Source organism: Dermatophilaceae bacterium Soc4.6 (genome assembly GCA_039889245.1).
Taxonomy (GTDB): domain Bacteria; phylum Actinomycetota; class Actinomycetes; order Actinomycetales; family Dermatophilaceae; genus Lapillicoccus.
This window is the reverse complement of sequence record JAZGVH010000002.1, coordinates 4,077,428-4,098,176: the sequence shown is the minus strand read 5'-3', so window position 1 is coordinate 4,098,176 and position 20,749 is coordinate 4,077,428. Positions and strand designations below refer to the sequence as shown.

The window sequence follows — 20,749 nt, the reverse complement described above, 5'->3', positions numbered from 1 at the left end:
GCTCAGCCGCCGGAGACGGACAGCTCGGCCTGGGCGACGACTGCGCGCTGGCTCTCGCTCAGCTCGCGGGAGTCGAGCCAGCCCTCGGGCAGGATGACGCGCCGCGGGCTGCCGGACCGACCCCGCTGCCCCTCCGCTCCCTCGGTGGGCCAGGGGGCATCGCGTTCGAGGGTGACGAGCAGCGCGTCGAGGTCGGCGAGGCTGTTGACGAGCGCCAGGCTGTGCCGCAGCGTCGACCCGGCGGGAAAGCCCTTGAGGTACCAGGCAATGTGCTTGCGGATGTCGCGGCAGGCCCGACCCTCGTCGTCGTAGAAGCCGGTCAGGTAGGTCGCGTGCCGCCTCAGGGTGTCGGCCACCTGGCCGAGCGTCGGGGTGACCCGCACGTCGGAGCCCGCGAAGGCGGCGGCGAGGTCGGTGAAGAGCCACGGGCGCCCCAGGCATCCGCGACCGACGACGACGCCGTCGCAGCCGGTCTCGGCCACCATGCGCAGCGCGTCCTCGGCCGACCAGATGTCGCCGTTGCCCAGCACCGGGATGCTGGTCACCGTCTGCTTGAGCCGGCGGATCGCCGACCAGTCAGCGGTGCCGGAGTAGGCCTGGGCGGCGGTGCGCCCGTGCAGCGCGACGGCGGCGACGCCCTCGGCCTCGGCCGCCAGCCCCGCGTCGAGGTAGGTCTCGTGGTCGGCGTCGATGCCGATGCGCATCTTCACCGTGACGGGCACGTCACCGCGCGCCCCCTCCTCGACGACGGCTCCGACGATGGAGCGAAAGAGGTCGCGCTTCCACGGCAGGGCCGAGCCGCCACCCTTGCGGGTCACCTTGGGCACGGGGCAGCCGAAGTTGAGGTCGATGTGGTCGGCGCGGTCCTCTGAGACCAAGATGCGGGCGGCGGCGCGGGCCGTGGCCGGGTCGACGCTGTAGAGCTGGATCGAGCGCGGGTTCTCCTGCGGGTCGTGCTCGATGAGCCGCATCGTCTCGGCTCCGCGCTCGACGAGGGCGCGGGTCGTGATCATCTCGCTGACGTAGAGCGAGGTCGCCCCGCTGGCCCCGCCGGCGGCCGAGCCCTCGCTGCCGTACTCGCGACACAGCCGGCGGAACGCGCGGTTGGTGATGCCGGCCATGGGGGCGAGCACCACGGGAGACCCGATGACGTGACGCCCGATCCTCAACGGGGGCAGGGGCCCCCGGCTCGCGGACGGGTCGACGTGAGCGTCGGCAGGAGCGGTGACGGGAGGGGTGGTGGTGGCGGTCATGGCCCCTCCATGGTGCCACGGCGCGCAGCGTCGTCAGCCACCTGCGCGATGAGCCGGGCGACGGGCTCAGGGCGGTCGAGCCCGGCGAGGTGCCCGGCACCCGGGATGCGCACGACCCGGCCGTCACGGGCGGCTCGGGCGAAGCGACCCGCGTCGATGTTCAGCTGGTCGAAGGCTCCCCCGGCGACGACCACGGGGCAGGTGACGGCCCGCAGCATCGCCGGACGGCAGCGGTCCATGACCTCCTGCCAGGCGGCCCCGGTGACGGCGAAGTAGTAGCCGCCCTCGATGATCTCGTCGAGCGTGCTGAGCCCGGCGCCGTAGAGCCGGCGCAGCACCCGGTCGTTGACCCGGGTCATCCGCTCCGGCCCCGCAGCATCGGTCACCCGCGCCACCAGCCGGTATGCCGCCGCCCCCGGCCCCACGGGCACGGCCCCGCTGCCGAGCAGCAGCAGGCCGCCGAGTCGGCGGGGGAAGGTCGCGGCGTACGCCATCGCGGCGTAGCCGCCGAGGGAGTGACCGACGAGGACGACCGGGGCCGTGGGGTCGCCGCGCTCGACCGCCTCGGCGATCGCCCCGACGGCCCGCTCGAGGGTGAACGGCTCGTCGGCGCGAGCGCCGTGACCGGGCAGGTCGGGCAGCACGAGGTCGAGGTCGGCGCCGCGCAGCAACGCCTCCTGCGGTGCCCACTGCGTGTGGGAGAGCCGGCTGCCGTGCACGAGGACGACGCGGGGCCGCGGGGCGCGCGACGGCGGGGCGATCAGAGCCAGCCGTTCTCGTCGGCGACCCGCACGGCGTCGCCCCGGTTGCGGGCGTCGGTCTTGCCGATCGCGGCCGAGAGGTGGTTGCGCACCGTGCCCTCCGAGAGGAAGACCGCGCCGGCGATGTCGGCGACGCTGCCCCCGCCGCGGGCCGCTCGCAGCACCTCGGTCTCGCGGACGGTGAGCGGCGACTCCCCGACGGCCAGGCTGTCGGCGGCCAGCACCGGATCGACGACCCGCAGGCCCGAGTGCACGCGGCGCACGGCGTCGGCGAGCTGCCGCGCGGGGGTGTCCTTGACGACGAAGCCGGAGGCTCCGGCCTGCAGGGCCCGGCGCAGGAAGCCGGGTCGGCCGAAGGTGGTCACGATGAGCACGCGCACCCCGGGGAGCGCGGCGTGCAGGGCGCGGGTGGCCTCGATGCCGTCGAGCCCGGGCATCTCCACGTCGAGCAGCGCCACGTCGGGTCGGTGCTCGATCGCGGCGGCCACGACCTCGTCGCCGCGGCCGACCTCGGCCACGACCTCGAGATCCGACTCGAGCCCGAGCAGCGTGGCGAGCGCACCGCGCACGAGCGCCTGGTCGTCGGCGAGCAGCAGGCGAATGGTCACGCGACGACCACGGACCCCGGGGCGTGGACGGTGAGCAGGAAGCCGCCTTCGGCGCCGGACTGGGTCACGAGCCGGGCGCCCTCGGCGGCCGCCCGCTCGCGCAGCCCGACGAGACCGTTGCCGACCTCACTGGCCTGGCCCGGGCAGCCGCGCCCGTCGTCGGCGACGGTGACGTGGTCGACGGCGATCGAGACGGTGCAGTGCCTGGCTCCGCTGTGCCGCACGACGTTGGTCACGCCCTCGCGCACCGTCCAGGCGAACAGCTCACGCCACTGCGTGGGCACCTCCTCGGCCGTGCCGGGGAGGGTGGCGTCGATCTCAGCGGCCTCGAGGGCGACTCTCGCCCGGGCGATCTCGCCGGGCAGCGTGAGGTCGCGGTAACCCTCGACGGTGCGCCGCACGTCGGCGAGGGCGTCGCGCGACAGCCGCTCGAGGTCGGCGAGCTCGGCCCGGGCCCGGGCGATGCCGGCGGCGTCGCCGACGTCGAGCATCCGACCGGCCAGCTCGGCCTTGACGGTGATCACGGTGAGCGAGTGACCGAGGATGTCGTGCAGGTCACGGGCCATGCGGGTACGCTCCTGCCCCACCATCAGATGCGAGTTCTCCTCCTGCGCTGCGACGAGGTCCATGCTGCGGCCGATGGCCTGCGCGATGCCCCAGACCGCGAACGACGCGAGGAAGACCGACAGCCCGATCCCCTGCGCGTCGGACCACCCGGGCACGAGGCGGGCCACGGCCTCGCTCGCCACAGCCAGCACGCCCGCCTGGCCGAGAGCGACCCACTGCGGAAAGAGGAAGATGCCGGCCACCGCGACGTAGACCACGCAGGCGATCCCGCCCGGGTGGACCAGCGCGGTGACGAGGACCGCCAGCACGCACAGGGTCGCGTAGGCGGGCACCGTCCCCGGGTGGGTCGTGGTCGACCCACGCGCCGCGACGCGGCGTCCCTGACGCCACACCAACGTGCCCAGGTAGGCGCCCACGAAGACGGCCAGCGCGACCAGCGAGAGGGCGCCTCGCACGCCGCCGAACGCGATGGCGTCCTGGGCGACGGGCACGAGGAACACCGTCCAGACGACGGCGCCGATGAGCGCCCAGCCCCGGAACCTCCCACCGAACCGGACCCCTTGGTCGCGGGCCCGCTCGGCACCCGATCCGAGGTCGACGTCGAGGTCGACCTCGGAGCGGGACCACGGCGTGGACAGCCTCATCGGGCGACCCTATCCACAGGGGCCCCGTGGTGCCTGCCCCTCGGCCTCGGCACGCTCACACCCGGTCGGTGTCGCGGCTCATCAGCAGCGCAGCCCCACCGGCGAAGACGGCGAGCCACACGGCGATGTTGAGCAGCCACCACCACTGGAAGGCGTCACCGGTGAGCGGCAGCCGGGCGAGCTTGGCGACGCCGTACATGGGGGTGAAGCGGGCGAACATCTCGAAGCCGCTGCCATCGGTGAGCGGGATGAAGACGCCTCCGCCGAAGGCGAGCAGGGCCAGACCGGGGCCGACCACCTGCATGACGTTCTCGCTGGGGAGCAGGTAGCCCACGAAGAGGCCGAAGGCGGCGAAGACGAGCGACCCGGCCCAGGCGATGAGGGCGGTCGTGACCACGATGGACGGACGGTCGACCTCGGCCCCCGTGCTGAGACCGAGCACGTAGACGACGGTGATGGCGATCAGGCCCATCAGCAGCGCGACGACCACCTTGACCACCACGTAGGCCACGGGCCGCAAGGGGGTCAGACGCAGCTGGCGGCTCCAGCCCTGGGCCCGCTCGGTGGCGACCATCGCGCCGGCACCGGTGGTGGCGATCATCGCACCGTAGAGCGCCATCGAGACCATGACGTAGGCGGTGACGTTGCCTCCGGCCGCGCGCTGGCTGCCGTAGTCCTGGCCGACGCCGAAGATGAGGAAGAAGGCGGCCGGCATGACGATGGTGAAGATCATGCTGCGCCGGTTGCGCAGGAGCCGCTTGAGCTCGATGCCGACGAGGGTGCGGTTGACGCCGCCGAAGCGGGGCACCAGGCGCTCGGTTGGGACGACGGGGGTGGTGGCGAGGTCGGTCATGCCGAGGCCTTTCCGCTGGTGGGTCCGGTGGTGGGTCCGGTGGGGTGGCTCGAGGTGAGCGCGATGAAGGCGTCCTCGATGCCGCGGGCGGCGATCTCGAGGTCGTGGGCGGCGGTGTGCGTCAACAGGTAGCGGGCGACCGCATCGGTGTCGGCGCTGTGCACGAGCACCGTGTCGCCGCGGATCTCGATGCCGTCGGCTCCCGGCACCCCGGCGAGCGACTCGGCGCTGGCACCGGGAAGCGTGGCGCGCACGGTGCGACCGGCGGCCATGGCCTTGATCTGCGACCCCGTGCCGTCGGCGACGACCTCGCCCTGTCGCACCAGGACGATCCGGTCGGCGTAGGCGTCGGCCTCCTCGAGGTAGTGGGTGGCGAAGACGACGGTCCGCCCGCGGCCGGCGTCCTCGCGGATCGCGGCCCAGAAGTCGCGCCGTCCCTCGACGTCCATCCCGGTCGTCGGCTCGTCGAGCACCAGCACGTCGGGGTCGCAGAGCAGGGCCATGGCGAAGCGCAGCCGCTGCTGCTGTCCGCCGGAGCACTTGTCGACCCGTCGACCCGCGATGTCGGTGATGCCGGCCCGGGCGAGCACGCTGTCGACGGTCGTCGTGTGGGTGAAGAGCGACCCCACCAGCTCGAGGGTCTCGCGCACGCTGATGTCCTTGAGCAGGCCCGCGGTCTGCATGACCGCGGCGACGAGCCCGTGCGCGACGGCGTCGCGGGGGCTCCGTCCGAGCACCTGGATGGTCCCCGCGGTGGGTCGCGACAGCCCGAGCAGCATGTCGATCGTCGTGGTCTTGCCGGCACCGTTGGGGCCGAGGAAGGCGACGATCTCGCCCTGCTCGACCACGAGGTCGATGCCGCGCACGGCGTCGACCGAGCCGAAGGACTTGTGCAGGCCACGGATCTCGATGGCCGGTATGGGGGCGCCCGGGGCCCGGGTGGAAGGGAGGAGTGCTGTCGTCGTCATGCCTTCACCGTCTCGCGGGGAGTCCCCCGGGACCTGCGCCGTGAGTCACGGCCCACCCGTGAGGTTTGTCAGGCTCCCGTCAGTCACGTGAGGTGGGGAGGTCGAGCCGGTGCCGCAGCAGCCCCAGCGACCGGCCCACGGCGTCGCGCCCCGTGCGCTCCTCGTCGTCGCGGACGGCCTCGAGCCGGGGCAGGTGCTCGTTGCTCCCCCACGACGGACAGCGTGCGCGCCGAGGCCACCCGCACCCGCCACGACGAGGCGCCAAGCGCCGCAACGGGATCGGGGGTGGCCCGGTCCTGCCACACGTGGAGGAGGGTGCGAGCGGCCCGCACCCGCGGCCGGCGAGCCAGCCGGGGTGGGGAGCAGACGGCTCGCCGTACGCGACCTCTTCGTCCGAGCAGGTCGGGCACCGGCCCGGTCATCCCGCCCGTGCCGCCCGACGCGCCCGAGACCCGTGGCCAGAGGGGATCAGCAGCCGATCAGGCGCTGGGCCAGGTAGCCCTCGACCTGGTCGAGGGCGACGCGCTCCTGCGCCATCGAGTCGCGCTCGCGGATCGTCACCGCCTGGTCGTCGAGCGTCTCGAAGTCGACGGTGATGCAGTAGGGCGTACCCACCTCGTCCTGGCGGCGGTAGCGCTTGCCGATGGCGCCGGCGTCGTCGAAGTCGACGTTCCAGTGCTTGCGCAGTGCCGCCGCAAGGTCCCTCGCCTTCGGCGACAGGTCGGCGTTGCGCGACAGCGGGAGCACCGCGGCCTTGATCGGCGCCAGCCGGGGGTCGAGCCGAAGACTGACCCGCTTGTCGACCCCGCCCTTGGTGTTGGGGGCCTCGTCCTCGGTGTAGGCGTCGACGAGGAAGGTCATCAGCGAGCGCGAAAGACCGGCCGCCGGCTCGATGACGTAGGGGGTGTACTTCTCACCGCTCGCCTGGTCGTAGTAGACCAGGTCGGTGCCGGAGTGCTCGCTGTGGGTCTTGAGGTCGAAGTCGGTGCGGTTGGCGATGCCCTCGAGCTCGCCCCACTCCGACCCGGCGAAGCGGAAGCGGTACTCGATGTCGACGGTGCGCTTCGAGTAGTGCGAGAGCTTCTCGGCCGGGTGCTCGAAGATGCGCAGGTTGGCGGGGTCGATGCCGAGGTCGGTGTACCAGGCCATGCGGGTGTCGATCCACTGCTGGTGCCACTGCTCGTCCTCCCCCGGCTTGACGAAGAACTCCATCTCCATCTGCTCGAACTCGCGGGTGCGGAAGATGAAGTTGCCCGGCGTGATCTCGTTGCGGAACGACTTGCCGATCTGGGCGATGCCGAACGGGGGCTTGCGACGCGAGCTGCCCATGACGTTGAGGAAGTTGAGGAAGATGCCCTGCGCCGTCTCGGGGCGCAGGTAGTGCAGGCCGCCCTCGTCCTCGACCACGCCGAGGTAGGTCTTGAGCAGGCCGGAGAACTGCTTCGGCTCGGTCCACTGACCGCGGGTGCCGCAGTTCTGGCAGACCAGCTCGGTGAGCGCGATCGTGTCGGGGTCGACCTGCTCCTGCCCGCTCTTCTTCGCCCGCTTCTCGGCCTCCGCCTCCTGGAGGTGGTCGGCCCGGAAGCGCTTGTGGCACGAGAGGCACTCGACGAGCGGGTCGCTGAAGGTCGCGACGTGGCCCGAGGCCACCCAGGTCTCGCGCGGCAGGATGATCGAGGAGTCGAGCCCCACGACGTCGTCGCGCTGGGTCACCATCGACTTCCACCACTGGCGCTTGATGTTGTCCTTGAGCTCGACGCCGAGGGGGCCGTAGTCCCAGGCCGACCGCGTCCCGCCGTAGATCTCGCCACAGGGGAAGACGAACCCCCTGCGCTTGCAGAGGCTGACAACGGTGTCGACGGTGCTGGTCTCCTTGGCCATGCGGGCAAGGCTATCTGCCGTGGCCACCGGCTTTCACCACCCGTGCGCCGCACCCGCCCACCCCAGCCCGCCCCGTACCCTTGCGCTGTGAGCCTGCCCTTCCGCTCCCGCGTCGAGCACCGGACCCATCCCCTCCTCGAGCGCCTCAACGCCGCGCCCCGGCTGATCGTGGCCCTCGTCGTGGCGGCGCTGCTCGCCGCCGGCTTCTTCGTGCCCCGGGTGGGGTTCGTCGCCACTGCGGTGGTCGTCGCCTTCGTGGGCTTCCTCGTGTGGTCGACCTGGCCGCGCTGCACGCTGCCCGAGCGGCTCCTGCGGCTGGCCGTCCTCGCCATCACCGTCGCCCTCACGATCGTCCAGGCCTTCCCCCGCGGCTGACCGCCGGAGGGCGATATTGACAATCATTCTCATCTTGGTGCAGGATCGGGACATGAGCTCAACCCGCACCCTCACCTCGCTCGCCGTCGCCACCACCCTGCTCGCCGGGGCCGTCGCCGGGTGCTCGAGGACGGCGGGTGCGGGCGGCCCGCCGGGCAGAGGGACCGTGCGGGTCGTGGCCTCCTTCTACCCCATCGAGTACGCCGTGGAGCAGATCGGCGGCAGCCTCGTGAGCGTCACGAGCCTGACCAAGCCGGGCGCCGAGCCGCACGACATCGAGCTGTCGCCGCAGGACGTCGCCTCCGTCGCCGACGCCGACCTCGTCACCTATGCCGCGGGCTTCCAGCCCGCTGTCGACGAGGCCGTCGCCCAGGAGGGCGCCGACCACGCCCTCGACGTCGCCCCCGCCGCCGACCTCACCCTCGCGGCGCCCCCCGAGGGCGGCGTGCCGGCCGCGGCCGGCGCCAAGGATCCCCACTTCTGGCTGGACCCCCAGCGGTTCGAGGCCGTCGGTCGGGAGATCGGGGCCCGGCTCGCGCAGGTCGACCCGGCGCACACGAGCGACTACGCCGCCGGCACCACACGCTTCGTCGCCGCCCTGACCGCGCTCGACGCGCAGCTCACGGCCGGCACGGCCTCCTGTGCCCGCAAGGACCTCGTCACCAGCCATGCCGCCTTCGGCTACCTCGCGCAGCGCTACGGCTTCACCCAGGTGCCGATCACCGGGCTCGACCCCGAAGTCGAGCCGTCGGGCTCGACCCTTGCCCGGATCAGCGACTTCGTGCGGTCGACGGGCGTCACGACCATCTACGCCGAGACCCTCGTCGAGCCGAAGTTCGCTGACACCATCGCCCGCACGACCGGCGCGACGGTCGCCACGCTCGACCCGATCGAGGGCATCACGACAGCCTCGAAGGGTCGCACCTACCCTGAGGTCATGCGTGCCGATCTCACCGCTCTCCGCGCCGGGCAGGGGTGCTCGTGAACGCCGCCCCCACCATCAGCCCGCATCCACCCCAGCAGCCGGGCGGCGCGAGCGTGCCGGTCCTGGCGCTGCGGGACGCCTCCTTCGGCTACGGCGACCGCGCGGTCGTCTCGCACGCCTCCCTCGAGGTTGCGCACGGCGAGGTCGTGGCGGTGCTCGGCGCCAACGGTTCGGGCAAGTCGACGCTCGTGCGGGGCGTCCTCGGCCTGATCGACCAGCTGGGGGGCGAGGTCGAGCTCTTCGGGGTGCCGCGCCGCTCGTTCCGCGAGCACACCCGGGTCGGCTACGTGCCGCAGCGGCACACGCTGTCGACCTCGGTGCGGGCCACCGCCCGCGAGATCGTGGCCACCGGACGGCTCGGCCACCAGGGCTGGTGGGGGCGCAGCTCCCGTCAGGACCGGCTGGTCATCGACCGCTCCCTCGACCTCGTCGGGCTCGCCGACCGGGCCACGACCGACGTCTCGACCCTCTCGGGCGGCCAGCAGCGACGGGTGCTCATCGCCCGGGCGCTGGCCTCCGAGCCCGAGGTCCTGATCATGGACGAGCCCACGGCGGGGGTCGACGCGGCCAACCAGCACGTCCTGGCGCAGGTGCTCGAGCGCCTGGCCGCGACCGGCGTGACCATGCTCATCGTCACGCACGAGATGGAGGCCTTCCGAGACGTGGTGACCCGGGTCGTGGTGGTCGACCTCGGGGCCCTGACGTGGCAGGGGTCCCTGGCCGACTTCACCGCGCACGCCGACGAGATCCTCCACGAGCACCACTCCCACCACCACGACGACGAGCTCGGCGCCCGCGGGCGCCGGCCCGGCCTGCCGAGCGCCGGCCCGCTCGACCCCGTGGCCCCCGGGGAGCGCCGCGAGCCCGCCGACCGCCGCAGGACGCACCGTGCTTGACCTGCTGTCCTACGACTTCATGCAGCGCGCCCTCGTGGCCGCCGTGCTCGTGGGTCTCGTCGCCCCCCTCGTGGGCATCTTCCTGATCCAGCGCAGGCTGTCGCTCATCGGCGACGGGATGGGTCACGTCGCGCTCGCCGGGGTGGCGATCGGCCTGTTCACCAGCACCTCGCCCGTGTGGGCGGCCCTCGTGCTCGCGGTCGCCGCGGCCGTGATCATCGAGCTGATCCGGGCTGGCGGCCGCACCAGCGGTGACGTCGCCCTCGCACTGATCTTCTACGGAGGCATCGCTCTCGGGGTGGTCATCATCGCGAAGGCGCCGGGAGGCACCCCCGCCAACCTCACGGCCTACCTCTTCGGCGCCATCACGACCGTGCGCCCCGACGATCTCTGGGTCTTCGCGGCGCTGGCCCTCGTCGTGCTGCTCGGCACGAGCCTGCTGCGGCCGCGGCTCTTCGCCGTCGCCAACGACGAGGAGTACGCCCGCGCCAGCGGGATGCCGGTGCTGCCGCTCAACATCACGGTCGGCGTGCTCACCGCCGTGACGGTCGTCGTCTCGATGCGCATCGTGGGGCTGCTGCTCATCAGCGCCCTGATGATCGTGCCCAACGCCGCGGCCCAGCTCTTCGCCCGCAGCTTCGCCAGCGCCATGAGATGGGCCTCGCTCATCGGCCTCGTGGCCGCCGTGGGTGGCGTCGTCGTCTCCTACGAGGCCGACACCCCCTCGGGCGGCACGATCGTGCTGCTCGCGATCGGCCTCTTCCTGCTCGTCGCAGCCGGAGTGAGCCTGCGCAGCCGGGTGCTGTCGAGGGTGCATGCGGCGGTGAGGCGCCACCCGCACGAGCACGGACTGGACTGCGGGCACCCGGCCGTCGCCCACGGCGACCACGTCGACTACCTCCACGACGGGCACCGGCACGCGCCGCACGAGGAGCACTACGACGAGCACGACGAGCGCACGCACGAGCACGAGCACGACGGCGACCGCCCGGGTGAGCCCGCACCGCAGGGCCGAGGGGGTCGCCCGTGAGCGCGCGCACGACACGTCGTCCCACCCGTCAGCAGAGTCTGGTGGCGCAGGCGCTGCTCGAGGGCCGCGAGTTCACCTCGGCCCAGGACCTGCACGCCCGCCTGCGGTCCACCGGCCACACCATCGGGCTGGCGACCGTCTACCGCACGCTCCAGGGGCTGGCCGCCGAGGGCGACGTCGACGTGCTGCGCACCGGCGACGGCGAGGCCGTCTACCGCAGCTGCAGCACCGGCCACCACCACCACCTCGTCTGCCGCCACTGCGGCCGCACCGTCGAGGTCGAGGGCCCCGCCGTCGAGCGGTGGGCCGCGTCGGTGAGCGCCGAGCACGGCTTCCGCGACGTGGAGCACACCCTCGAGATCATCGGCACCTGCTCCGACTGCGACTGACGGTCACCTCGAGCGGCGGGCCTCCAGCAGACGCAGCCAGACCTCGCTGACCGTCGGATAGCTCGGCACCGCGTGCCAGAGGTCGGCCAGGGTCACGGACCCGACGATGGCCACGGTGGCCGAGTGCAGCAGCTCGGCGCTGCCGTCACCGACGAAGGTCGCGCCGACCAGGGTGTCGCGCGACCGGTCGATCACCAGCTTGGCCCGACCGACGTAGTCGTCGCGCAGCAGGGCCGACCCGGCGACGGAGGCCATGTCGTACTCCACGGTCTCGACGTCGACGCCCGCCGCCACCGCAGCCGCCTCGGTCAGACCGACGCTGGCCACCTCGGGTGCGGTGAAGGTCACCGACGGGACGGCACGCTCGCTCGAGAGGTCGCGGTACTCCTTGCCCGCCACCCGCTCGCCGCGCGCGCGGGCCGCGATGACGGCGCCCGCGATGCGGGCCTGGTACTTGCCCATGTGGGTGAGCAGGGCGCGACCGTTGACGTCGCCCACGGCATACAGCCAGTGCCCGGGCACGCCCTCGACCTCGAGGCGGTCGTTGACCGCGACATAGCCGCGGTTGGCCGCGACGCTGTCGGCGATGCCGAGGGTCTCGAAGCCCAGGTCGGCCGTGGAGGGGGTGCGCCCCGTCGCGACGACGACCTCGTCGGCGACCACCCGGCGCCGCCCCAGCTCGAGCGTGACGCTCCCACCCGCGACGTGCCCCACGCCGCGCTCCCTCGGCTCGCGACGCGTGACGCCGGTGACCGACCGACCCGTGAGCACCGTCGCCCCGCGTGCGCGCAGCCCTGCCCGCACGAGCTCGCCCGCGAACGGCTCGGCCCGCCCGAGCAGCCGCTCCCCCGGCTCGACCAGGGTCAGCTCCTCGACCCCGAGACCCAGCAGCCAGCTCGCGGCCTCGCACGCGACGACACCCCCGCCGATCACCGCGACCCGGCGCGGCACCTCGTGCAGGTTGGTGACGTCGCGCGAGGTCCACGGCAGGGCCTCGGCCAGGCCGGGGATCGGAGGGACGGAGGCCGTCGTGCCGGTGGCGAGGATGACGGCCTCACGGGCGTGGATCGTGCGCGGCGCTCCGGCGCCCTCGACCTCGACGGTGCGTATGCCCTTGAGCCTCGCTCTCCCTCGCACCACGTCGATGCCCGCGCCCTTGGCCCACTTCACCTGGCCGGCGTCGTCGAGGTGCGAGGTGAAGGAGTCGCGCCGAGCGAGCACCGCCTTGACGTCGATCCCCCGCGAGCTGATCCGGCCGGCCAGCCCCGGCAGCCCGGTGGCGATCCGGGCGACCTCGACCGAGCGCAGCAGGGCCTTGCTGGGCATGCAGGCCCAGTAGGAGCACTCGCCGCCGACCAGCTCCGACTCGATGATGACAGCGGTGCGGGAGGTGCCCCGGATGGCGTAGTCGGCGGCGTTCTCCCCCGCCGGCCCACCACCGATCACGACGACGTCCCAGGTGTCGGGCTCGGTCTTGCGGGCGGTGTCTGCTCGAGTGGCCATGCGCCCACCGTATGACGCGGGTCAGGCCTGTGGGGTGTCGACCGCTCCGCCGTAACGGCGGTCGCGCGCGGCATACGTCTCGATGGCCTGCCACAGGTGACGGCGGTCGTAGTCGGGCCACAGGGTGTCCTGGAAGACCATCTCGGCGTATACCGACTGCCAGACAAGGAAGTTCGAGGTGCGCTGTTCCCCCGAGGAGCGCACGAAGAGGTCGACGTCGGGCATCGACGGCACGTCGAGGTGGCGCCGGATCGTCCTCTCGTCGATGGACGACGGCTTGATCCGGCCGGCCCTGACCTCCTCGGCGATGCGCTGGACGGCGTCGGCGATCTCGGCCCGGCCGCCGTAGTTGACGCAGAAGTAGAGGGTGAGGCCGGTGTTGTCCTTGGTCAGTTCCTGCGCGACCTCGAGCTCCTTGACCACGGAGCGCCACAGCCGGGGGGTGCGCCCGACCCAGTGCATGCGCACTCCCCACTCGTGCAGCTGGTCCCTCCGGCGCCGGATGACGTCGCGGTTGAACCCCATGAGGAAGCGCACCTCGTCGGGCGACCGGCGCCAGTTCTCGGTCGAGAAGGCGTAGGCCGACAGGTGCGTCACGCCGATGTCGATCGCCCCGGCCACGACGTCGAGCAGCGACGCCTCACCGGCCTCGTGGCCCTTGGTCCGGGGCAGCCCGCGGGCATTCGCCCAGCGTCCGTTGCCGTCCATGATGAGCGCGACGTGACGGGGCACGAGCTCCGGCGGGAGCACGGGCGGGGTCGCCCCGCTCGGGTGCGGGAAGGGTCGGGCGTAGGTGCGGGTCACACGGGCTCCTTGGCGGCCTCGGCGAGGTGCTGGTCGAGGGCGGGGTGGCGGTCGAGCGGGGGCTGCACCCGGCTGAGGTCGACGGCTCCCAGCCCCTCGAGCTCGAGGGTCGGGATCGCCCGCACCACGGGCACCGGGCCGTCGCGGTCGACGTGCCGCAGCGACCGCACACCCCGCTCCAGGTGCCACTGCAGGAACGCCGAGACCAGCCCACTGCCCTCGCGCCGGCTGCGCAGTGGGGTGGAGTCGGCCGTGCCCCAGTCGCCGCTGAGCAGTGAGGCCAGCAACCGCATGGTCTCGTCGGACGGGGCCGCCGACCCGGGTGTGCGGCACACGAGGCAGACGGTGCCCCCCGAGGCGATGTTGAAGCTGCGGTGCGGGCCGGGGGCACCGCACTTGGCGCAGTCGTGAAAGCTCGGAGCCCACCCGGCCACGGCGAGCGAGCGCAACAGGTAGGCGTCGAGGACCAGAGACGGGTCGTGCTCGCCGCCGGTCAGCGAGCGCAACGCCCCGGCGAGCAGCAGGTGCTGCTGAGGCGCGGGCTCGTGCTCCTCGGTGAGCCGGTCGGCGGTCTCGACCATGACGGTCGCCGCGGTGTAGGCGGTGTAGTCGCGGCAGATGGCGTCGCCGTAGGGCGCGAGGGTCTCGACCTGGGTGACCGTGTCGAGGTTGCGACCCTCGTAGCACTGCAGGTCGACGACCATGAACGGCTCGAGCCGCGCGCCGAAGCGCGAGCGGGTGCGCCGCACCCCCTTGGCCACCGCCCGGACCTTGCCCCGGCGGCGCGTGAGGAGCGTGATGATGCGGTCGGCCTCGGCGAGCTTGTGCGTCCGCAGGACGACCGCCTCGTCTCGGTAGAGCGGCACCCCACCATTCTCACCCGCGCGGGGCCGGATGCCGCGCCGACCCGCGGGGACCGGCCAGGGGAATCGGACAGGTGTTCGATGACTCGGCTACGCTCGACGCATGTCGTGGACCATGCAGGCGTCGTTGCTCGACCTCGACGACCCGTGCGAGCTGCTCCCCCTCGTCCCGGGCACCGAGCGGCGCACCCTCGGCCACGGTGCCTGGGTCGACCTGCGGAGAGGCTGGCTGCGAGGGGCCGACGGCCTCCTGGAGCAGCTGCTGGCTCAGGTGCCGTGGCGGGCCGAGCGGCGCCAGATGTACGACGCGGTGGTCGACGTGCCGCGGCTGACGGCGTTCTACGCTGCCGACGACCTCCTGCCCCATGCGACCCTGGTCGCAGCGCGTGAGCTGCTGTCGGACCACTACGAGGCCGAGCTGGGCGAGCGCTTCCGCACGGCGGGGCTCTGCCTCTACCGCGACGGACGCGACAGCGTGGCGTGGCACGGCGACCGCATCGGCCGCTCCCGGGTCGAGGACACCATGGTCGCCATCCTGTCGGTCGGCTCCTCCCGGTCCCTCCACCTGCGCCCGCGTGACGGCGTGGGCGCCACCGTGCGCCTGCCGCTCGGCCCCGGAGACCTGGTGGTGATGGGCGGCTCCTGCCAGCGCACCTGGGACCACGCAGTGCCGAAATCACGTAGCGTGTCCGGGCCGCGCATCTCGATACAGTTTCGCGTATCGGGCGTCAGGTAAGGCTCATCGCCGGGATCGTCTTGCACGGGCCCAGCCCACCATCGGCTGGGTGAGCCCTCCCCCCGGCGCGAGGTCGGCCCTGGTCGGCGAGGCGCGACACCTACCGGATCGTCTGCCGGATCAACGCCCGCACCGAGGAGATCAGCGTGGTGCGGAGCAACCACCACGCCCACGTCTACCGCCCTTGAGGGGCGCCCGGGCGTGCAGAGGTCGGCCGATCGCCTGACCATCGCGTGCCGACCGTCCTACCGCCAGATGTCCCATGGTCGTCAGTCGAGCGCCCGGGGCGCGCCCGGCACGACGCCAGTAAACGAGCAACGGCGGTGAAGTCGATGAACTCGCCCACTGACTCGGAGTTGTCGGCCTCGACGCCACGCTCGGCCACCGTGACTGAGCGGCTTCCGCCGCAGGCAGGGCCGCCCGCTCGGGTCTCTGCAGTGTCTCTCTGTAGGGATCCGGATTTCGTGTCGGAGTTCCACTTTCGTGTCGGCGGCGTGTCGGTGTTCCGGGTTTGTGTTGGTGCCAAGGACGCAGGCGGGCGAGGGCTCGACGTGCCGGCCAGTGGTATGTTTCCCGCATGGGGCACCCGTGCGGGAATCTTTTCCGGGCGGGTCTTGCAAGACACCTCTGCGGGCGCACGGCGCCCGACCTGTGGCGTTCCCGTATGGGGTTCGGCTTGCGGACAAGATCGCGTAGGGGGGCAGCGCGGGCCGTCGGCCACATGGCGCCGCGAGAGGCGAGCAGCCTACCAATCCAAGCCGGAGCCCTGGAGGACATCGTGCTCAGTTTGTCCGGCCTTGTCATTGTTACGCGCTATCCGGTGGTGAGGGTGGCGCCCCAGTAGCCGAGGATCCTGCCAAGGATGGTGTAGCCGCAGGAGCCATCGCTGAAGTAGCTCTGGTCGATCCCGATGGCGATGGCGCCACCGCTGCCGTTGGTTGCGAAGACGGGGCTGCCGCTGTCGCCCGAGCCGCAGAGGGTGCCGCTGGTGGGGCTGACCTTGACGATGCCGCACGAGTAGTCTCCGGAGACCAGGAAGCAGGTGCCGATGCTGGGGTCACTGCTGTCGATCTTGCCCAAGGACTGGCCGGTGAAGGAGCCGTTGAAGTAGACGTTGCAGTACCCGCAGGAGTATCCGAGCGACTTCACCGGGATGGAGGTGGTCGAGGTGGTGGATCCGGTGAAGATTCTTGCGGAGTAGCTGGCACCGCTGATGAGTTCGTTGTCAAGGTTGTCACTGCCGTAGCGGCGGAAGGTGACCTTGCCGAGGGAGGCGCTGCCGGTTCCGTTGTAGACGGTGTCGTTCTGGGCGAAGCAGTGGCCGGCGGTGACCATGTAGCCGACGCCGTCGCTCCCAGTGATGCGGAATCCGCTGGTGCACGCGCGTCCGTCGGTGGTGCGTTTGATGCGGCCGCCGCCGTAGAACGGGTCGCTGTCGCTCTGTCGGCCTGAGGCTGCCGTGCCCTCGGTGCCGTACTTGACGAGCACCTGGTCGGGGTAGGCGGCTTCTACAGACGGGCGGACCTGGTCGGGGGTGGGGCTGTAGACCTCGACCTTGTTGGCCAGCACGTCGACACCGGTGCCGACCAGGCCGGGCCGCTTTCCGGCGACGATCTCGTCATTGAGTGCGGTCTGCAGGGCGAGGAGCTGGGTTAACGAACGGCCCACGGCACGGGTACGCATCGTTCCTGACCCGATGGACACCAGGGCGGTGCCTGTGGCGTCGACGCCAGCAGTGCCAGCGGCGACGGCGCCGGAGGCGGCCCGGGTGAGCGCCTGGGTGGCGGCCCGGTTCGCCGTGGGACCCGCAACCACCATCACGGTGACGTCCTCGGGCCCGTTGGCGGCGATGCCCGCGTACTCGTCACCGTTGGCATGAACGAGGCTGTACAGCGCCTCGATGTTGGGCCCGGACACCGGGGTTGCTGAGGCTGTCGGGGACCCAACCGCTGTCGGCTGCATCTCGGCTACGGTCGCCAACGCTGGTGACTGGCCAAGCACACCCGCCGACACTGCGCCGACCACCAGCGCCATCGACAACTTACGTCGAATCATCACAACGGCACCCCAAGCCTTCAGTCCACGCTGACGCGCTTTGCCGTGCGGCAGGCGCCGCCACGGACATCCACCCCATCACCACGTCGAAGCAAGGATCAGGGGTGAAACAGCCGCAGCACAGGATGCTGCAGGAGACCTTCGGTATAAAGGCAGCCAGTGGCCTGCTATCGGCCGGGCAGGGTCAGAGTCGTGGCGTTGATGGTAAGCGTGGTGGCCGCGCTCTGGTCGACGACGGCCGGTACGCCCACCACCGCGGTAGCCGGGGCTGCGTCGGCGGTGCAGCCGTCTCCGCTGGGGTTGAACGCCTTGGTGGTAACGGTAATGGTGTGTGCGGTTCCTGTTACCGAGTCGGGAAGCTGTGGACAGCCGGAACTGGCCCAGGTGACGATCCGCAGCTGACTAGGTGCGCCCCATGCTGCCGTGACCCGGACCGGGCCGTCGCCGTAATCGACCGCGTCCGTCGTCGGCTCCGCAATGTCGGCTGCCTTTGCCGCCGTCCAGGTGATCACCGGCGACGGCGCCGCAGATCCCCCCGAGGCCCCGGAGCAGCCGCCGGCCCCCACGACACATCCAATCAGCACGCCCGCGCCCCACACCCTCGATGGCCGGTACCCGCCCACGACAACACCACCCTCAGTCGCGCGCTCATCGCGCTCCGGGAACAACGAGAAACTCTCATCTGCAAGGGTACGGGGCCCCAGGTCAGAACTGGGACCGAGGACACCGCAGCTCGGGGCGCCGAGCTTGGCACGGCCACGACCGAGAGACGCTCAACAGGATGCTTGGCTCTCTGCGGCTTGTGCGTGAGCAGGGTCGTGACGTCATGAGGACTGACCGAGCAGTTTGCGGCTCGTCCCGGTCGAGGATCCTTCACTAGGACACCTCAGGGCGGTGTCCAGCCTGTCGCCTATCGTGCAGCACACTCGAGGTCCCGTCATTTAAGATACGTTCGCGATACGGATCCGGTGATGGCACTTAGTGATGTCGATCCGACAGGCGCGACTAGCACGAGAGGCGAAACTCAATGCCCTAACAAGTAAATTGTTGGATCAAGCTATCTGATATTCACGGCATAGCCTTGAGAGCGCAACCCCCCAATAATAGATTCATTATTGAACCCGGCAAAGTAGTGGCGAGCATCTCGACGAGTCACAATTTGTATTCCCGCCGACCAGATAAGAAACCCGCCGCCACCATAAGATATGGATCGAATGTCTTCCCGATGGATAACTGCTTCCCGAAAGATAAGCCCTAGGTCGAAACTGAAGTTGATCACGCGTAACCGTTAAACGAACAAGAGGCCCGCTGAATTTTATTCCTCGCTTGAACCAACTGCCCACGAATGTGAGGGCTGGCTGGTTTTTGGGAGATTCCGAGGTCATCGCACGAACTGCCTTCGAACGTACTGCTTTGAATGCATCGAATACGTTGATCTTACACTGGTCCCCGTGGTTGTGTTACTGATCCCTCCGTAAGCGTTGCCTAGAGTGAGGGCTTGCTATCTTTGGGTCTCATCGTCACTGGGGGGTTGAGAGTTCGTCACGGCAGACTCCTGTACTCGCAGGTGGAAGCCAACATTACAGCCTAGAAGTCCGGCGACAACGGACAACGCCCTGCCTCGTAGGCGCTACGGGCGCCAGCTCGGGTGTCGTCCCGGTCAGGGATCCCCGAGCGGGACAAGCGCTGCCCACGCCCTGAGTGGAGTTGGGTCGCGACAGCTGTCGGTGGGGTTGCCTATGCCACGAGGTCAGAGACCGCCCGGATTGCTCCCTCGATGCCCGGCAGGGCGGAGATCTCGGTGCGCACCGCATCCAGCTTCTGAGCGATGGCAGCCGACGTGAGGACGGCGGCGACGGCGTCACGTACCTGGTCGACGTCCGCTTCGTCGGCGGTGAGCGTCATACCGAGTCCAAGTGCCTTCAAGCGATCGGCATTGAGCTGCTGATCAGCGCCCATGGGCAGGCTGACGGTGGGCAAGGCCTGGCTGAGGGCACCAAGGACCGTCCCTGAGCCGGCGTGACTGACGACGAGGTCGCACTCCGACAAGACGGCGTCCTGTCTGACGAACCGGTGCACAGCCACGTGACGCGGCAGCTGACCCAGGACGGCCGGATCGAGGTACTCTCCGGTCGCGACGATGACCCTTTCCACTTCGGGGCAAGCGGCCGCGCCCAATGATGCTGTTCGCAGGAGGTCGCCCGACTCGGTGTTAAAGATCGTCCCGAGCGTGACGAAGGCCGCTGCGCCGTCCTGTCTAACCGTGCTCCTCGGCGGCGCCTGGAGGTGGTAACCGACGACGTTGCCGGGTAGCCGGTCACTGGGGTGCCGAAACGATGCGGGGAACGGGGTCAGAGTCAGCTGTCCGTGGCGGAGCTCGGCGTTGCCGCGGGGGTCGACGTCGAAGTCCGATGACAGGCGCGCCAGGGGTTCTTGCACGAGCTCGGCGAGGATGAAGCGGCCTGCGCCGATGACGATGACGGACACGTGTGGCAGCCCGGCTGCCTCGGCCGCGACGGCAGCCCCGAAGTCGACCTCGTCATGAACGACGACATCTGGTCGCCAGGCCCGGCACAGGTCAAGGACCGCTGTCGCGCGAGAGTGACCGAGCTGAGCCACGAAGTAGTCAGCGACGACCCGCCGCTCCTTGTCGAGAGAGTGGACGACGAGGGGCGCGTGGATGGGCTTCAGGTCAGGGCCGGTTGGGGCAAACGCCAGGCCACGAGAGGTCACGTGCCCGGCGAGTGACGCAGCCGCAGTCACGAGGACCTCGTGACCAGCGCGAGCGGCCTGCTCCGCCAGAGGCAGCAACGGCTGCAGGTGCCCGTGGCCGCCCGCAGCGGTGAACAGCATGCGTCGAGTCACCCGCGCATCGTAGGGGGTCGGTCCGGTAGCCGATCCCTTCCCAAAACACCTCAGGGCGTGTCCTGCCGGTCTCCGCCCCGTGCAGCAGACTCGCCCATGGCATCAGAAGCGATCGCCGGTAAGGTACCAAACGGTCAGGGCGGCGGGGACGGTGCAGATCCAGGCGTGGCGTAGCGCCAACCCGAACAGATGTCGCCGTGCTGATCGGCGCCAGGCCTCGTGGGTGAGGAAGCCGGGCCGCAGGTAGAGCTAGAACGAGATGACGGTGAGAACGCCAGCAAACACAGCCGCGGCGCCGACGGTCCGGTAAAACGGGCTTGCGGTAGTGTTGACCACCGCCGTGACGCCGACGATGACGAGCCACACGGTCCCGCAGGCGATGAAGGCGAGGACACGCACGGCGCCCGGCTGGAGGCGGTTGAGACCAGAGGCGTCCACGACAGGCAGGCCGCGGTGACGACCGCGATGGTCCCTCGATTAGTTTCGCGGCACCTCATGATGATCGCATTTTCGGTTGGGTGCCGTGGGATGTTCGCAAGAGTTGCGGCGGCCGCTGGGCGTTCCCGCAAGCCGAACCCCTGCGGGAGCTGCGGAGGGCAACCTTGGTCCGCCGCAGTTGGCGTCCCGCTTAGCCCGTCCGGATCGGTGCCCCGGGACCGGGGCGTCCTGCGGTATGCCGCAACTGAGGATCTGGACAAGATAGTGAGAAAGCG

General features: G+C 70.9%; 20 protein-coding genes. 6 read left to right on the top strand and 14 right to left on the bottom strand.

Going from position 1 to position 20,749, the window contains the following annotated elements:
• Positions 1-2 precede the first annotated feature (2 nt).
• The 7 genes from dusB to V3N99_19125 all read right to left on the bottom strand — a co-directional run bounded on the left by dusB (position 3) and on the right by V3N99_19125 (position 7,535).
• A complete protein-coding gene (gene dusB / locus V3N99_19155) occupies positions 3-1,253 on the bottom strand; it encodes a tRNA dihydrouridine synthase DusB (protein MEO3938853.1) in 1,251 nt (416 codons plus the stop codon).
• Complete coding sequence (locus V3N99_19150) at positions 1,250-2,014, bottom strand: alpha/beta hydrolase (GenBank protein ID MEO3938852.1); 765 nt, start codon at positions 2,012-2,014, stop codon at positions 1,250-1,252. Before V3N99_19150 ends, dusB begins: the two co-directional genes overlap by 4 nt.
• On the bottom strand, positions 2,014-2,622 hold the full coding sequence (locus V3N99_19145; protein MEO3938851.1) for a response regulator transcription factor: 609 nt from the start codon (positions 2,620-2,622) through the stop codon (positions 2,014-2,016). The genes V3N99_19150 and V3N99_19145 overlap by 1 nt, the downstream gene beginning before the upstream one ends.
• Positions 2,619-3,833, bottom strand: a complete 1,215-nt coding sequence (locus tag V3N99_19140; GenBank protein MEO3938850.1) for a histidine kinase — start codon at positions 3,831-3,833, stop codon at positions 2,619-2,621. Before V3N99_19140 ends, V3N99_19145 begins: the two co-directional genes overlap by 4 nt.
• A gap of 55 nt (positions 3,834-3,888) precedes the next feature.
• A complete protein-coding gene (locus tag V3N99_19135; GenBank protein ID MEO3938849.1) occupies positions 3,889-4,686 on the bottom strand; it encodes an ABC transporter permease in 798 nt (265 codons plus the stop codon).
• Entirely contained in the window at positions 4,683-5,654 is a 972-nt protein-coding gene (locus V3N99_19130) for an ABC transporter ATP-binding protein (protein MEO3938848.1), read from the bottom strand. Before V3N99_19130 ends, V3N99_19135 begins: the two co-directional genes overlap by 4 nt.
• A gap of 468 nt (positions 5,655-6,122) precedes the next feature.
• Positions 6,123-7,535, bottom strand: a complete 1,413-nt coding sequence (locus V3N99_19125) for a glycine--tRNA ligase (GenBank protein ID MEO3938847.1) — start codon at positions 7,533-7,535, stop codon at positions 6,123-6,125.
• Positions 7,536-7,622: 87 nt separating this feature from the next.
• Here V3N99_19125 and V3N99_19120 point away from each other — a divergent pair, with 87 nt between their 5' ends.
• Genes V3N99_19120 through V3N99_19100 form a run of 5 tightly spaced genes read left to right on the top strand, consistent with a single transcriptional unit; the run spans position 7,623 to position 11,210 of the window.
• Positions 7,623-7,910 (top strand): DUF6703 family protein, encoded by a 288-nt coding sequence (locus tag V3N99_19120; protein MEO3938846.1) that lies wholly within the window; start codon positions 7,623-7,625, stop codon positions 7,908-7,910.
• Positions 7,911-7,962: 52 nt separating this feature from the next.
• Positions 7,963-8,895, top strand: coding sequence for a metal ABC transporter substrate-binding protein (locus tag V3N99_19115; protein ID MEO3938845.1), 933 nt, complete (start codon positions 7,963-7,965; stop codon positions 8,893-8,895).
• A complete protein-coding gene (locus V3N99_19110; protein ID MEO3938844.1) occupies positions 8,892-9,791 on the top strand; it encodes an ATP-binding cassette domain-containing protein in 900 nt (299 codons plus the stop codon). The genes V3N99_19115 and V3N99_19110 overlap by 4 nt, the downstream gene beginning before the upstream one ends.
• Positions 9,784-10,821 carry a metal ABC transporter permease gene (locus V3N99_19105; protein MEO3938843.1) on the top strand — a complete coding sequence of 346 codons (1,038 nt, stop codon included), beginning with the start codon at positions 9,784-9,786 and terminating at the stop codon, positions 10,819-10,821. The genes V3N99_19110 and V3N99_19105 overlap by 8 nt, the downstream gene beginning before the upstream one ends.
• Positions 10,818-11,210, top strand: a complete 393-nt coding sequence (locus V3N99_19100) for a Fur family transcriptional regulator (protein ID MEO3938842.1) — start codon at positions 10,818-10,820, stop codon at positions 11,208-11,210. Before V3N99_19105 ends, V3N99_19100 begins: the two co-directional genes overlap by 4 nt.
• A gap of 3 nt (positions 11,211-11,213) precedes the next feature.
• On the opposite strand, the gene V3N99_19095 is transcribed toward V3N99_19100, so the two are convergent.
• Genes V3N99_19095 through recO form a run of 3 tightly spaced genes read right to left on the bottom strand, consistent with a single transcriptional unit; the run spans position 11,214 to position 14,383 of the window.
• A complete protein-coding gene (locus V3N99_19095; protein ID MEO3938841.1) occupies positions 11,214-12,713 on the bottom strand; it encodes an NAD(P)/FAD-dependent oxidoreductase in 1,500 nt (499 codons plus the stop codon).
• Positions 12,714-12,734: 21 nt separating this feature from the next.
• Positions 12,735-13,517 (bottom strand): isoprenyl transferase, encoded by a 783-nt coding sequence (locus V3N99_19090; protein ID MEO3938840.1) that lies wholly within the window; start codon positions 13,515-13,517, stop codon positions 12,735-12,737.
• A complete protein-coding gene (gene recO / locus V3N99_19085) occupies positions 13,514-14,383 on the bottom strand; it encodes a DNA repair protein RecO (GenBank protein MEO3938839.1) in 870 nt (289 codons plus the stop codon). The genes V3N99_19090 and recO overlap by 4 nt, the downstream gene beginning before the upstream one ends.
• 100 nt (positions 14,384-14,483) lie before the next feature.
• Between recO and V3N99_19080 the strand changes: the two genes are divergently transcribed.
• On the top strand, positions 14,484-15,116 hold the full coding sequence (locus V3N99_19080) for an alpha-ketoglutarate-dependent dioxygenase AlkB (protein ID MEO3938838.1): 633 nt from the start codon (positions 14,484-14,486) through the stop codon (positions 15,114-15,116).
• An 813-nt stretch (positions 15,117-15,929) separates the two neighbouring features.
• On the opposite strand, the gene V3N99_19075 is transcribed toward V3N99_19080, so the two are convergent.
• The 4 genes from V3N99_19075 to V3N99_19060 all read right to left on the bottom strand — a co-directional run bounded on the left by V3N99_19075 (position 15,930) and on the right by V3N99_19060 (position 20,474).
• Positions 15,930-17,033: a hypothetical protein gene (locus V3N99_19075; protein MEO3938837.1), complete on the bottom strand. Its 1,104-nt coding sequence runs from the start codon at positions 17,031-17,033 to the stop codon at positions 15,930-15,932.
• Between the two features lie 305 nt (positions 17,034-17,338).
• Positions 17,339-17,683, bottom strand: a complete 345-nt coding sequence (locus tag V3N99_19070; protein ID MEO3938836.1) for a hypothetical protein — start codon at positions 17,681-17,683, stop codon at positions 17,339-17,341.
• 1,225 nt (positions 17,684-18,908) lie between these two features.
• Positions 18,909-20,024 (bottom strand): glycosyltransferase, encoded by a 1,116-nt coding sequence (locus tag V3N99_19065; GenBank protein MEO3938835.1) that lies wholly within the window; start codon positions 20,022-20,024, stop codon positions 18,909-18,911.
• 261 nt (positions 20,025-20,285) lie between these two features.
• Positions 20,286-20,474: a hypothetical protein gene (locus tag V3N99_19060; GenBank protein MEO3938834.1), complete on the bottom strand. Its 189-nt coding sequence runs from the start codon at positions 20,472-20,474 to the stop codon at positions 20,286-20,288.
• Between the last annotated feature and the right edge of the window lie 275 nt (positions 20,475-20,749).

Excerpts from the sequence above, each read along its gene's own strand:
- V3N99_19140 (MEO3938850.1), bottom strand. The coding sequence starts at position 3,833 with ATGAGGCTGTCCACGCCGTGGTCCCGCTCCGAGGTCGACCTCGACGTC.
- V3N99_19115 (MEO3938845.1), top strand. The coding sequence starts at position 7,963 with ATGAGCTCAACCCGCACCCTCACCTCGCTCGCCGTCGCCACCACCCTG.
- V3N99_19130 (MEO3938848.1), bottom strand. The coding sequence starts at position 5,654 with ATGACGACGACAGCACTCCTCCCTTCCACCCGGGCCCCGGGCGCCCCC.
- V3N99_19095 (MEO3938841.1), bottom strand. The coding sequence starts at position 12,713 with ATGGCCACTCGAGCAGACACCGCCCGCAAGACCGAGCCCGACACCTGG.
- V3N99_19080 (MEO3938838.1), top strand. The coding sequence starts at position 14,484 with ATGTCGTGGACCATGCAGGCGTCGTTGCTCGACCTCGACGACCCGTGC.
- V3N99_19135 (MEO3938849.1), bottom strand. The coding sequence starts at position 4,686 with ATGACCGACCTCGCCACCACCCCCGTCGTCCCAACCGAGCGCCTGGTG.
- V3N99_19065 (MEO3938835.1), bottom strand. The coding sequence starts at position 20,024 with ATGCTGTTCACCGCTGCGGGCGGCCACGGGCACCTGCAGCCGTTGCTG.
- V3N99_19125 (MEO3938847.1), bottom strand. The coding sequence starts at position 7,535 with ATGGCCAAGGAGACCAGCACCGTCGACACCGTTGTCAGCCTCTGCAAG.
- dusB (MEO3938853.1), bottom strand. The coding sequence starts at position 1,253 with ATGACCGCCACCACCACCCCTCCCGTCACCGCTCCTGCCGACGCTCAC.